10 protein-coding genes are annotated in these 13,192 nt (G+C 69.7%); 4 read left to right on the top strand and 6 right to left on the bottom strand.

Going from position 1 to position 13,192, the window contains the following annotated elements; genetic code table 11:
- Window positions 1-81 precede the first annotated feature (81 nt).
- On the bottom strand, window positions 82-2,412 hold the full coding sequence (locus STSP_RS17585) for an immunoglobulin-like domain-containing protein (protein WP_078067274.1): 2,331 nt from the start codon (window positions 2,410-2,412) through the stop codon (window positions 82-84).
- A 345-nt stretch (window positions 2,413-2,757) separates the two neighbouring features.
- Here STSP_RS17585 and STSP_RS17590 point away from each other — a divergent pair, with 345 nt between their 5' ends.
- A complete protein-coding gene (locus STSP_RS17590; RefSeq protein WP_067278659.1) occupies window positions 2,758-4,233 on the top strand; it encodes a basic amino acid/polyamine antiporter in 1,476 nt (491 codons plus the stop codon).
- Between the two features lie 57 nt (window positions 4,234-4,290).
- Window positions 4,291-5,559 carry an arginine deiminase gene (locus STSP_RS17595; protein ID WP_067278661.1) on the top strand — a complete coding sequence of 423 codons (1,269 nt, stop codon included), beginning with the start codon at window positions 4,291-4,293 and terminating at the stop codon, window positions 5,557-5,559.
- Between the two features lie 39 nt (window positions 5,560-5,598).
- Here STSP_RS17595 and STSP_RS17600 read toward each other — a convergent pair whose 3' ends face one another.
- The 3 genes from STSP_RS17600 to STSP_RS40995 form a co-directional block, all read right to left on the bottom strand.
- The gene (locus tag STSP_RS17600; RefSeq protein WP_067278663.1) at window positions 5,599-6,873 is read right to left on the bottom strand and encodes a YncE family protein; all 1,275 of its coding nucleotides are present in this window, start codon (window positions 6,871-6,873) and stop codon (window positions 5,599-5,601) included.
- 160 nt (window positions 6,874-7,033) lie between these two features.
- Window positions 7,034-8,668, bottom strand: a complete 1,635-nt coding sequence (locus STSP_RS17605) for a serine hydrolase (protein WP_067278666.1) — start codon at window positions 8,666-8,668, stop codon at window positions 7,034-7,036.
- Window positions 8,669-8,756: 88 nt separating this feature from the next.
- Window positions 8,757-9,359 carry a DUF6886 family protein gene (locus tag STSP_RS40995; RefSeq protein WP_332835376.1) on the bottom strand — a complete coding sequence of 201 codons (603 nt, stop codon included), beginning with the start codon at window positions 9,357-9,359 and terminating at the stop codon, window positions 8,757-8,759.
- 143 nt (window positions 9,360-9,502) lie between these two features.
- On the opposite strand from STSP_RS40995, the gene STSP_RS17615 reads away from it, so the two are divergent.
- Window positions 9,503-10,177: an LPXTG cell wall anchor domain-containing protein gene (locus STSP_RS17615; protein WP_067278670.1), complete on the top strand. Its 675-nt coding sequence runs from the start codon at window positions 9,503-9,505 to the stop codon at window positions 10,175-10,177.
- A 151-nt stretch (window positions 10,178-10,328) separates the two neighbouring features.
- Here the strand turns inward: STSP_RS17615 and STSP_RS17620 are convergent, their stop codons facing one another.
- A complete protein-coding gene (locus STSP_RS17620; RefSeq protein WP_067278672.1) occupies window positions 10,329-11,165 on the bottom strand; it encodes a phytanoyl-CoA dioxygenase family protein in 837 nt (278 codons plus the stop codon).
- A 214-nt stretch (window positions 11,166-11,379) separates the two neighbouring features.
- Here STSP_RS17620 and STSP_RS17625 point away from each other — a divergent pair, with 214 nt between their 5' ends.
- Window positions 11,380-12,249 carry a helix-turn-helix domain-containing protein gene (locus STSP_RS17625; protein ID WP_067278675.1) on the top strand — a complete coding sequence of 290 codons (870 nt, stop codon included), beginning with the start codon at window positions 11,380-11,382 and terminating at the stop codon, window positions 12,247-12,249.
- 14 nt (window positions 12,250-12,263) lie between these two features.
- Here the strand turns inward: STSP_RS17625 and STSP_RS17630 are convergent, their stop codons facing one another.
- Window positions 12,264-12,962 (bottom strand): YoaK family protein, encoded by a 699-nt coding sequence (locus tag STSP_RS17630; RefSeq protein WP_067278677.1) that lies wholly within the window; start codon window positions 12,960-12,962, stop codon window positions 12,264-12,266.
- Window positions 12,963-13,192: the final 230 nt, after the last annotated feature.

Genomic DNA, 13,192 nt, shown 5'->3' on the forward strand with positions numbered 1-13,192 from the left:
GACGATACGACCCGGAGCCGCGGCACCCGAAGGCCCGCGAGGAGCGTCACGGACGCCGCGGCCGGTTGCATCCCCGGGGGCTTACGGCGCCGGCGTGAAGGCCGCCCGGACCCGGTCGAGTTCCGCCTTCGTGACGGGCAGGACCGTGCCATGCCGGGGGCGGCTGGGCAGCTCGTACTCGGCCGGGATGCTCCATTCGGGGTTCTCGAGGCTCGGCGTCGTGAAGGGTACGTAGCCGCGCCGCGGTGTCTCGTCCATGAAGACGTACCAGGTGTCGTCGGTGTTGGACTTGAAGGCGGTCGGGCCCTCGACCCAGTCCGTGCCGACGCCGGTCCTGATGCAGTCGTCCACCAGCTGCCAGTTGCGCGGCTCGGTGTCGGGCAGATCGACCGCCGTGAGGGACCGGGAGCGTTCCAGGACGATGTCACGCGTGCAGGAGCCGACGACCTTGTCGTCCGTGGTGAACCGGTAGAAGTAGTCCCCGTCCCGGACCACCGTCGAGTCGATGACCCCGGCACCCGGGTCGTTCCACACCTTCGGCTCGGTGAAGGTGCGGAAGTCGCGGGTGGTCGCGTACATCATGCGCGGATACGTGGTTCCCGTGTGGCCCGGGTCGTCGGCGCTGTAGAGGTTGGACGCCCAGTACACGACGTACGCGCCCAGCTTCTCGTCGTACGTCGCCTCGGGCGCCCACGTCATGCCCGCGGTGTCCCCGGAGACCCGCACATGGCGCTGCTCGGACCAGTGGACCAGGTCCGTCGACTCCCAGACCTCGATGTACTTGCTGCCGTGCCGCATCTCGTAGTCCCAGCCCCTGCCACCGTTGATCTTCAGGTCGGTGGCGATGAGGTAGAACTTGTCGCCCTCGGGCGAGCGGACGACGAACGGGTCGCGTACGCCCTTCTCGCCGAAGGACGACGTGAGCACTGGCTTGTCGCCGTTGAGGTCGTCCCAGTGGAGCGGGTCGTTGCCGCGGCTCGCGGCGAAGTAGATCTGCTCTCCGTCGGCGTACCTCTCACCGGCGAAGTAGCTGAAGATGTAGCCCTCCAGCGGTTCCTTCTTCGGCAGCGGACGGACGGTCAGGTCGAAGCGCCTCTTGGCCTGCTCGTCCCCGAGCCGCACCGTCGCCGTGAGCTTGACCGGTGCCGGCGGCTCGCCGTGTGCGGGGCGGTGTACCTCGCCGGTCTCGGTCACGGTCTTCCTGTCCGTCGACTTCCATGAGACGCGCGTACCGTGCAGGCCGCTGGTCGGGAGGGTGATGTTGCCGCGGATGTCGTCGGCATCCCAGACCTTCAGGGCATCGGCGGCCTCCGCCACCTTCTCCTGCGCCGTGAGGTCCTCGGGAACCACGACGGTGAACTCCTTCTGGGCGCTCGCCTCTCCGCTCGTCACGGTCGCGGTGAGCACGACGGTCGCGGGGCCGCTGCCGGGCACGGGCCGTGTGACGGCTCCGCTCGCGCTCACGACGTTCGCGTCGCTGGACGACCAGGTGATGGCGGATCCGTTCGGCCCGGTCGCCGGGAGGGTGAGGTCCTCGGTGACCGACGAGGTGTCGCCGAGGTCCAGGGCCGCGATGTCACGCGACACGCGTTCCGCGTCGGAGACGCCGCCTGTCTCGGCGACCTCGGACGCCGTGAGGGCCCGGTCGTACAGCCGGAAGTCGCGCACCTGGCCCTTGAGATAGCGGTCGCCGCTGTAGAGGGAGCGGCCCAGGTAGTTCGCCGTCGTCGTGCCGCCGCCGATCTGGGCGGGCGTGATGGTCACCCCGGTCTTGCGGGCCACTTCGGCGCCGTCCTCGTAGAGCACGGCGGTGCCGCCGCTGAGCGTGTAGGTGAGTGTCTTCCAGACGTTGCGCGCCAGGTTGCGTCCGGCCGACACCGTCTGCTCCGTAGACCAGTTGCCGGTGGCGATCGACGTCCGGTAGGTGTCACCGGTGGTGAAGAGGTAGCCGTTGCCGCTGCTGCCGGAGCTGTTGCCCAGGCCCCAGATGAAGTACGGCGTGGCCTGGTCGTCGGCGATGCGGACCTGCACCGACACGGTGATCGAGGTGAGGTCCCGCATCAGGTCGTCGGGCAGCCGGACGTAGTCGTCCGTGCCGTCCAGGCTCAGGCCCTCACCGCCCAGCCAGGTGGCGTCGCCGTTCACGGTCGCGTTGCGGTCGTGGCCCGAGGCGTCGGTGGCGGTCGTGCCGCTCGTCTGGTCGAGCGGGTAGTGGACGACGAGACCGTCCGCCGCCACTGCCGCTCGCGCGGGCACGGCGGCGAGCAGTGCGGCGAGCAGGCACGCCACCAGTGTGGCCGCCAGCAGGCGGGCGCGGGGAAGGGGCGGGGCGAGGGTCGTGGCTGTCGCTGCGTTACTGGTCAGGGGTCCGGGACCATCGGATCTGGAACGGGCGCGGCTGATGCGGCTCATGTCGGGTCGAGTCCCTTCGACGACATGGGAAGGAGGGAAGGCCTAACGGCTCGTAGGTACCTCGTAGTTCGAAATATCGGACATGGTCCGGGAAGTCGACCAGACGGTAGGAGGGTTCCTCCTGAGCGTCAAGGGGGCAAGGAGGGAGCGGAGTTGGTCTGGTCGCCGTGGGGGCGCGGCTCTCGTTCGATCGGCTGTTCCCGGGTGGACCGCCGCGCGCCAAACGGACTATCGCGACATTTCACCATGTTGCTCGCTAATATCTCTGCGGCGGGGAGGTGCCGACAGGCCCGTCACCACACCTAGCAGCGACCCGGGAACTCCGGCTGCACCAGTAGGACGGACATGACCCACACCGAATCGGACACCGACACCCAAGCCCCGCCGCAGCCGGCCAAGCTGTCGCTGCTGACCCTCGCCATGATGGTCGTCGGCTCGATGGTCGGCGCGGGTGTCTTCTCGCTTCCGGCCCGTTTCGCCGAGGAGACCGGGGTGGCCGGTGCGCTGATCGCCTGGGCGATCGCCGGCACCGGCATGCTCATGCTCGCCTTCGTCTTCCAGATGCTCGCGATCCGCAGACCCGACCTCGACTCCGGCGTCTACGCCTACGCCAAGGCGGGCTTCGGCGAATACCTGGGCTTCTTCTCGGCATTCGGCTACTGGGCCAGCGCCTGCGTCGGTAACGTGACGTACTGGGTGCTCATCATGTCGACGATCGGCGCCGTCGCGCCCGCTCTCGGCGAGGGCGACACCGTCCTCGCGGTGGTGCTTTCCTCGCTGTGCCTGTGGTCGTTCTTCTTCCTGATCAAACGGGGCGTCAAGGAAGCAGCGGCCATCAACCGGATCGTCACCGTGGCCAAGGTCGTCCCGATCGTGGTCTTCGTCATCATCGCGCTGTTCTATCTCGACCCCCAGGTCTTCGCCGACAACTTCCGCGGCGCCGACTACGCGGGTTCACTGTTCGAGCAGGTCAAAGGCACCATGCTGGCCACGGTCTTCGTGTTCCTCGGTGTGGAGGGCGCCAGCGTCTACTCCCGCCACGCCAAACGGCGCGAGGACGTCGGGCGCGCCACGGTGCTGGGGTTCCTGAGCGTGTTCGCCATCTTCGCGTCGGTCACGATCGTGTCGTACGGCATCATGCCGATGAGCGAGATCGCCGATCTGCGCCAGCCCTCCATGGCCGGCGTGCTGGAGAGCGCGGTCGGCACCTGGGGCAAGGCCTTCGTCAGCGTGGGGCTCATCGTCTCCGTGCTCGGGGCCTACCTCGCCTGGACCCTGATGGCGGCCGAGGTGCTGTACGTGGCCGCGCTGGACAACGACATGCCCCGGTTCCTGCGCCGCGCCACCGACGCCGACGTGCCCGTGCCGGCGCTGCTGATGACGACCGTCCTCGTCCAGATCGTCCTCGTCGTCACCCTGTTCTCCGCGGACGCGTTCAACTTCGCCCTCGATCTGACCAGCGCCCTGACCCTGATCCCGTTCCTGCTCGCGGCGGCCTTCGCCGTCAAGGTCGTCGGGGCGCGACGGTCCGGCGACGGACGGGGCGAGGGCTCGGCCGGACGGCGTGAGGGCTCGGCCGCCAACATCGTCGTGGCCGTGCTCGCCACGCTCTACACCCTGTTCCTGCTCTACGCCGCAGGTCCGAAGTACCTCCTGGTGTCGTTCATCATCTACGCGCCCGCCACGGTGCTGTTCGTGATGGCCCGCCGCGAGCAGGGCAGACGGCTCTTCTCACCGGGCGAACTGGTCATCCTCGCCGTCTCCGTGGCCGGGGCCGTGATGGGCGTCATCGCGCTGGCCATGGGATGGATCAGCCTCTGACCGGCCGTCCGACCGCGTCCCCGCGCCCCCCTTCGTACGTCCAGAAAGGGCACCCCCGTGACAAGCCACGACACCACCCGGACGACCTCACCGGCCTATGGCGTCCACTCCGAGGTCGGCACGCTGCGCAAGGTCCTGGTGTGCGCACCCGGACTCGCGCACCGCAGACTCACCCCCACCAACGCCGGCGACCTGCTGTTCGACGATGTGATGTGGGTGGAGAACGCCCAGCGGGACCACGCCGACTTCGTCAACAAGCTGCGCGGGCGCGGCGTCGACGTCGTCGAGCTGCACGATCTGCTCGCCCAGACGCTGGCGATCCCCGAGGCGAAGACCTGGCTGCTCGACCGCAAGATCACTCCCAACGAAGTGGGGCTCGGTCTCGTCGACGACACGCGCGCCTTCCTCGAGACGCTCGACCCCGCACAGCTCACGGAGTACCTGATCGGGGGGCTCGCCACCGTCGATCTGCCGGAGGAGTTCCGTTCCGCCCATCTCGGCCTGGCGCGGGAGTCCCTCGGCGGACGCGAGTACCTCATGCCGCCCCTGCCCAACACCCTCTACACCCGCGACACGACCTGCTGGCTGTACGGCGGCCTCACCCTCAACCCGCTGTACTGGCCCGCCCGGCACGACGAGACCCTCCTGATGAAGGCGATCTACACCTTCCACCCGGACTTCGCCGGCTCCACGGTGTGGTGGGGAGACCCCGAACGCGACTGGGGCCAGGCGACGTTCGAGGGCGGCGACATCATGCCAGTCGGCAAGGGTGTCGTCCTGATGGGCATGAGCGAACGCACCTCACGCCAGGCCATCACGCAGGTCGCCGCCGCGCTGTTCCGCCAGGGCGCCGCCCAGCACGTGATCGTCGCAGGCATGCCGAAACTGCGGGCCGCCATGCACCTGGACACCGTCTTCACCTTCGCCGACCGCGACCTGGTGACGCTGTACCCGACCATCATGGACGGCGTCCACACCTTCTCCCTGCGGCCGAGCGACAAGGCCCCGGGCTTCGAGCTCACCGACGAGGGCTCCCGCCCCTTCGTCGACGTGGTCGCCAAGGCCCTCGGACTGCCCGAGCTGAGGGTCGTGGAGACGGGCGGCGACGTCTACGCCTCCGAGCGGCAGCAATGGGACAGCGGCAACAACGCCGTCGCCCTCGAGCCGGGCGTCGTCTTCACCTACGACCGCAACACCCAGACGAACACGCTGCTGCGCAAGGCCGGCATCGAGGTCATCACCATCGTCGGCGCCGAACTCGGCCGGGGCCGCGGCGGCGGACACTGCATGACCTGCCCGATCGTCCGCGACCCCGTCGAGTTCTGAGCCCGCCGTCCAGGACGTGCCGGGCAGGACGGGTTCGGGTCAGCCCTCGGAGGGGCCCGTCCAGCCCGCCGCCACATGGCCGAGCCGCACGCGCTGAGGATGGTCGCCGACCGGCACGGACGCGACCTTCCGGCCGGTCGAGAAATCGATGGCGGTGACCTGGTCGGCACCGCTCTCGGAGACGACGCAGGACTTTCCGTCGCCGCTCACCGTCGCCCAGTACGGCTTCGAGGCGGTCACCAGCGGCCCTTCCTGGAGCGACTCCCGGTCGACGACCGTCACGTAGTCGTCCATCGTTCCGGCGATGCACAGCTTGGTGCCCTGTGGATTCATCGACATACCGTGGTGACGGGAGTCGTTGACCCAGGTGGTGCGATCCTCGCTGGTCGCGGCGTTCTTCGGGAGGGTCTTGACGCGGGTGACCTTGTCTGACGCGACGTCGTACTCGACGAACCCGTTGAAGAACGAGACCTGGAAGTAGAGCGTCGACTCGTCGGGCGTGAAGGCGACCGGGCGGACCGCGTCGGAGAGGTCCTCACGGCCGAAGGCGTCGAGCCGCTCCCGCATGTCGATGACCTTGACCTGCTCGAAGGTGTCCGCATCGACGACGGTGATGCGGCGGTCGCCCTTCGTCCAGTCGAACGCCGGATCGTCGAGGGCCGTGATGACCTCGCCGATCGACATGTTCCAGACGTACTTCCCGCCGTCCGTGAAGACGTTCTCATGGGGCTTGTCGCCGGTTGCGAACGAACCGAGCTGCTTGCCGGTGTCGATGTCGAGCACGTGCACGGTGTTCGCCGTGGAGGCCGAGACGGCGACACGGGTGCCGTCGGGGGACACCGCCATGTGGTCCGAGCGGTAACCCGACACCGGGAAGCGCCACTTGATCCGGCCCGTGGCGAGGTCGATCGACACGACATCGGCGAAGCTCGGGCGGGACACGACGACGGCCGACCCGTCGGGGGGCGAGTACATGTCGTCGACGAACTGGTCGTGCCCCTCGCCGGGCCCGTGCCGTACCCCGAGGAAGTAGGCCAGCTTGATGGGGTTGAGGTAGATCTCGGTGAGACGCTCGTCCTTGTCCGGAATGACGTTGATACGGCCGATCCTGGCGAAGTCGCCCCGGGACTCGATGACGTCGGCGGTGCCGTCCCAGTTGTTGCCGACGAACATGACCTCGCGCAGGCCCTCTGCGCTCTGCTGCGGGGACGCGGCGGGTGCGGTGGGTACGGCGGTCGCCGTCGAAAGCCCGGCGAGAGCCAAGGCGAGGGCGGCGGCCATGGTGCAGACGTGCCGGGATCTGGGGACGGGCATCGTCGGTCCTTCCGTTGCTGGAGGCATGACAAGCAGAACGTGAACAACGTTCTTGTTCTCCTGGACTTACTGGAAAGTAAGGAAGGAGTGCCCGTCTTCACAAGACTCCGTGCGCGACGCATTGCGGAACCCCGCCCGACGTTGGGCCGCGACCGGCCGCTCAACTCCGGGTGAAAGTACCGAGCCCGTTCTCGTCGAGCGCCTCCACGCGGACCTTGGTGATCTCGCCGTCGGAGTTCGCGGTGAACGTGACGCCGGACAGGCCGGACGCGTTCTCGCCGGTGGTCTCGTAGCTGAAGGTGTCGCCGTCGTAGTGCCGAAGGGGGAACTTCGTCTTCTTCGGGCCCAGTTGTATGACCAGGGTGCCGTCCTCGGTGCTCACCGTCATCGGGCCGTAGAAGTCGTTGGCGTAGGTGCCCGCGTAGGCGCTGTTCGCCCGGGCCGGCCTGGGGTCCGCCGGGGGTCTCGAGTAGTCGGTCCGCGAGCGTTCGGCCTCCTCCTGCTGCTGCAGGATGCGGCCGACGAAGCCCAGCCAGTCGACCGTGGGACGGCCGGTGCCCGCGATGTCGAAGAAGTCGGCGGCGATCGCCTCGGGGACGCCGACGGGCCGGCCGTTGGTGAGGACGACGATGCCGAGTTGTTCCGAGGGCAGCAGCGTGACGTTGGTCGCGGCGCCGAGGTCGAAGGCACCCGAGTGGCTGAGGCGCAGGCGTCCGTGGTCGTCGTAGCCGACGTTCCAGCCCAGGCCGTAGAACCCGGATCGGCCGGCCAGGGCCGGCGGCGGTTGGGAGAGGATGTGCGGGACGTGCGTCTCGTTCAGGGCCGCGGCGTCGATGACCTGCCGTCCGTCGAACTTTCCGTCGGCGAGCTGCAGTCGCAGCCACTTCGTCATGTCCCGGGCCGTGGAGCTGGCGCCGCCGGCCGGGCTCTGCGCGTCCGCGTCCCGTACGTGCCGGGCCTGCCAGGAGCCGTCCACCTTCACGTGGGTGACGGCCTTGTTCGAGGCCCGCTCGTAGTCGGCGAAGGCAGAGCTGGTGGATGTCATGCCCAGCGGCTTGTACACCTCCCGCTCGGACAGCTCCTCCCAACTCGTCCCCGCCGCCTCGGCCACCGCCTCCGCGGCCGCGGTGACGCCGAAGTTCGTGTACGCGTACGAGGCGCGGAACGGAGCGAGCGGCTCGTAGCGCAGACGGCCGAGGATGTACGCGCGGTCATAGCCGAGGTCCTCGAGGAGGTCGCCCGCGTGGTCGGGCAGACCGCTGCGATGCGAGAACAGGTCGGCGATGGTCACATGGCCGGTGACCCACGGATCCTTGAGCGCGAAGCCGGGGCTGTACTTCACCACCGGATCGTCCCAGCCGACCGTCTTGCGGCCGACGGCTCCGGCGACGACGGTGGACGCGAGCGGTTTCGACACCGAGGCGAGCTGGAACACGGTGTCGGCGTCGACCGTGCCCGGCTGTCCGACCCTGCGCGTGCCGAAGCCCTTCAGATAGACCACGCGGTCGCGGTGAACGACCCCGACGGCCACACCTGGCACGCCTGTCCGCCGCATGGCGCTGCGGACCACGTCGTCGAGCCGGTCGACCGCCGCGTCCACCTTGGCCTGCGTGAGCTGCGGCGGGGGTTGCGGCGGCGGAGCACTGGCCATGGGCGACGGCGAAACGGTGCCATCGGGCAACTCCACGGTGAGCGCCCGCGGACCGGTACAGCCGGCCGTGACCACCATCGCCACCAGGCCCAGCGCCGCGGCGATTCGGCGACACGCCGTACGCACCCGGTCGAGGCGGATCATGTCCCCCAGTCAAACCCAGGTGGGTACGCGTGTCGCCTCTGCGGCGGCGAACAGGGTGACCACGGCACGACACCCCGGCAGCCGGCCGTCACCCCGGCTGCCTCGGCGCCGCGTTCCCGAGCCGGATGCCGCTGAACCCCAGCGTGCTGCCGATCACCGCATCCCAGAACTCCCAGAGGCTGTCGAGCACGCGCAATTGGATGCCCGCCTCCCGGTGGAGCTCGAGAAGATCACCGACAGGCTCGGCCGGGCCGAGCGGCTCGACGGGCTCGATGGCCACATGGGCGTGCGGAACGGGCTCGCCGAACGGCCGGAAGGCGGCGGCCGGCAACCGGTAAGCGAAGAGTTCAGCACTCAGGAACCGTTTCACCCAGCCGTACTCGATCGCATGGACGCGCTCACCGCCGCCCGGCCCGAGGATGCGCTCCCGGTCGTCCTCCGACGTGCCGGGCACGGTCCAGGCCATGGCCCGCGGACACTGACGGGGAAACCAGTAGTCCGGCGCGCGGACATCATCGACGGCCCACACATACGCCTCCGGCTGGCGGGCGGTGGCGGCGACGTGCGGACGGAACACGGTGATGGCGGGGTCTTCCGAGAAGTGCAGGACTTCACCAGGTCGTGGACGCATGGTTCCCAGGTCTACCGCAGAGCCGCCACGGAGCGCCGCTGGACGGTGCGTTGACCGCATTCACCTGATCGTTACGCGGATCAATGGGGCAAGCGGCGCCTTCTGGTGCGTATGCGTAGTCCTGCGTCTTGACGTGTTGATCACTGCCGCAGGAAGCTGAGCCGCCCCCCACGGCGTCCCCCTCTTCCCACGTTGGATTGCCCATGCGCACGCTCGCTTCCGCCAGCGCAACCGTGGCCGCTGTCGCGGTCTCGCTGGTCATGTCCCCCTCCGCCTTCGCCACCGCTCCAGGCGACAACGGCACCGTGAAGATTCACGACGCCACCACCGGTGAGGAACTCCGCAAGAACGAACCGCACGTCTGCACCTTCTACCTCGACGCCTTCGGTTTCGACGCCGGCCAGGAGGTCGACTGGCACATCGAGGCGTGGGCCCCGACGGCCGACGTCAAGGGCGAGACGGTCAAGAGCGGTTCGCTGACCCTCGACAGCGAAGGCCACGGCCGCTCGGACGACCTGTCCCTCCCCGACGGCCACTACAAGCTGTTCTGGAACTTCGACGGTGAGAACGGCCGGGCCAAGCACAAGGTCTTCTGGACCGACTGCGAGGACGACACCGAGCCGGGAGCCACCACGCCGTCCGGATCCGCGTCCGCAACGCCGGCCGCTACCGCCGAGCCGACGTCGTCGGCCTCCTCGGCCGAGGCGGCCCCGACGGCCTCGTCCTCGCCCTCCGCACAGGGCGGCGCCGAAGGCGACCTCGCCGAGACCGGCAACGGCGCACCGGTCGGCATCCTGTCGACGGCTGCGGCAGCCCTGCTCGCGGCGGGCGGCTACCTGGTGTTCCGCCGCCGCAGGTCCGCGACCGGTCAGGACTGACCTCTCCCGGCCCCCGGCTGACGGATGACGGTGCCCCCGTGCTGGTACGCGGCACGGGGGCACCGCTCTGTCCGGGAAGGACAAGGTAGATACGTCTGTTGGCCTCTGTCAGCCTCTGTTGGCCTCCGTAAGGCGAAGAGGGGCCTGCCGGTCAGTGCGGGCCGTTCGGAGTGAACTCCGTGCCGCAGGGGCCCGCGCCCTCGCTCTCCGGGAGGGCGATCCGGTGGCCGTCCATCGTCAGGGCGTCGTACCAGCTACCGATCCGCTCTGCCGAGCGGCCTGCGTAGTGGCAGATGAACGAGCGGCGGAAGCGGTCGGCGGTGCGGTTCGGGTGGGAGCCGTGGACCAGGCTGCCGTTGAAGAAGAGGACGTCGCCCGGGGACATGTCGACGGGCACGGCGGTCAGGCCGGCTGGTGGAGGCACGTACTCGCGAGCGAACGACACATCCGGGTCCGCCTCCTCCGGGCAGAACAGGTCCATCCGGTGCGTGCCCGGCACCACGTCGAGGCCGCCGTTGTCCCGGTCGATCACATCGCAGGCGATCCAGGCGGCCACACAGGTGCCCGGCTCGACTCGCAGATAGAAGTTGTCCTGGTGCAGCGCCTGACCGCGGGCGCCGGGCGGCTTGAAGTAGAACATGCTCTGGGCGGCCAGGACCTCCTCGCCCAGCAGGGTCTCCAGGACCTCGCGCAGCCGCGGTTCGAGGAGAAACCGCAGGGCGAGGTCGTTGATCCGGTGCGGGTGCATCACCCGGGGGTAGAGGTGCAGGGGATCGGCAGGTTGGCCGGTCTGCATGGCGCGTGGTTCGAAGTGCCCGGGTACGGGGCCCGCGGTGTGCAGGGCCGCGAACTCGGCGTTCAGTGCCTCGATTTCGGCGGGGGCGAACAGAGCCCTCATCACGGTGAAGCCCTCTGCGTCGAACTGCTGGCGGGAGGCCTCGAGGAGCGAGGCGCCGTCGCTGTCGACGCCCATGTCTGTGACTGCCATGCGCTGGACCCTTCCGGTCGGCGGAGTATGCAGGTCACGCTAGGCCGTGACCGGGGCGGGGAGGATGCCTGTGCATGCTGAAGGATTGCCCGAGGCTGCTGTCGCGTCGCCGGAGGCGTCGGCGGTGCCGGATGCCGCCGTCTCGTCTCCCGGGGCGCCTGCTGTATCCGCGGCTCCGTCTTCGCGTACCGACCCGTCTCCACCGCCCGGCCTGGTGACCATCGGCCTCTTCGACCAGCCGCCCGGATACGCCGTGAACCGGCCGCGCGGCGCGGACAGTTGGCTGTTCACCTGGACCACGGGCGGCTGCGGACGGCTCGTCCAGGGCGCGGTGCAGGTGGAGGCGGCCGCCGGCGACCTGGTCGTGCTGGGCCCCGGCACGCCGCACCGCTACGCGGTCGCTCCCGGGGCACGGCACTGGGCGTTCTGGTGGGTGCACTGCCAGGCCAGGGCGTCGTGGTCCACGTGGCTGCGCCCGTACGCCCAGGGCGACCGGACGTACGCCGTCACCGCCCCACCAGACATACGCGGACGCGCCGACGCGGCGTTCCGCCGGATGCTCGCCGACGCCCGCTGGACAGGGCACGGCGCCCCGCGGCCGGACACCGAGCCGACGACCGGTCAGGTCGCCGTCGCCCACGGCACCGCGGCGCGGGAACTGGCGCTCTGCTCCCTGGAGGAGATCGTGCTGCTCGCCACCGCCTCCGCCACCGCCCGTGCGGAGCGGTACGAGTCCGGCATCGACCCCCGGGTGCGGCAGGCCGCGGAACTGATGGACGCCGATCCTGGAGCGCCGCACACGGTGCGGTCGCTGGCCGCCGACGTCGCGCTGTCGCCGTCCCGGTTCGCGCACCTGTTCACGCAGCAGGTCGGTCAGTCGCCCATGCGGGCGCTGCAACAGGCCCGGTTGCGCCATGCCGCCCGCCTCCTTGAGGTCACGGAACTGCCGGTGGAACGGGTGGCCGCGCTGTCCGGCTTCACCAGCCCGTTCCACTTCAGCAGGGCCTTCCGGCAACGGTACGGAGTCCCGCCCGGCGCCTACCGGTCCGAGGTGCGGCAGCGCGCCTCGGGGGAGCGGCGGTAAACGCCGCCGGCGGGCTACGGGGTTTCGGCCGGGGGAGCGGCGGCGACGACCGCGACGACGACCAACGGCACCAGGGCCAGCCCGAGCGCTGACACGGGCCCCGCGTGGAGGTGGAGCAGGCCACCGAACACGGCACCCACGATCATCGCGGCGACCGAGCACAGCCGGCGCAGCAGGGCGAGCCCGGGGGTGTCGGCGGCCATCCCGGTGAGCGTGGAGGTCAGGACGACGGTGGTGCCCATTTCGGGTACGGCGAGCTTGCGCACGGCGGCGTTCTGCAGGCCCATCCCGCCCGCGAGCAGCGCGATGAGAACCGCTCGGGCCACCGTGCCGTGCCGGCCCGCCGTTCCGGCGACGGCCACCGCGGCGGCGACGAGGACCGCGTGTCCCGCGGTGGCCCGGACCAGCACGTGCCGCGGGTCGGGAGCGCGCAGGTGCAGCCGCCCGGTCGACCAGGCGCCCAGCACAAACGCGCCGATGGCAAGGGCAGACGCCCAGGCCGAGAGACCGCCCGCACCTGCCGTGGCGAAGCCGAGGAAGACCACGTTCCCGGTCATGTTGGCGACGAAGACATGGCCGAGTCCCAGATAGCTCACCGCGTCGACGATGCCGGTGACGACGGTGAGCAGGACGAGCAGGGCCGGCACGGCGCCGAAGGTGTTCCTGCCGTGCGGGAACATGCGGTCGGAAACACGGAGCAGAAGCGCTCTCATACGGGCCTGCCTTGCCTACGGGTCGGGTACTCGCTGCCCATGGTGCGGGTGTGGCGTACGACCGTTGCGTAGGCACCGCCGTGCCGGGGCCCCGGACCATATCTGGTCCCGTCGCGCCCAAGCGCGGTGAACAGCGTGACAACCCGCTAGCGTCGGGCCCAAGTGGCAACGCATCATGGGAGCGCTCTCAGACCCCCCGGTAGTTCACAGCCACAGCCACAGCCACAGCC

Origin of the sequence: Streptomyces jeddahensis (assembly GCF_001642995.1) — a bacterium.
Classification (GTDB): domain Bacteria; phylum Actinomycetota; class Actinomycetes; order Streptomycetales; family Streptomycetaceae; genus Streptomyces; species Streptomyces jeddahensis.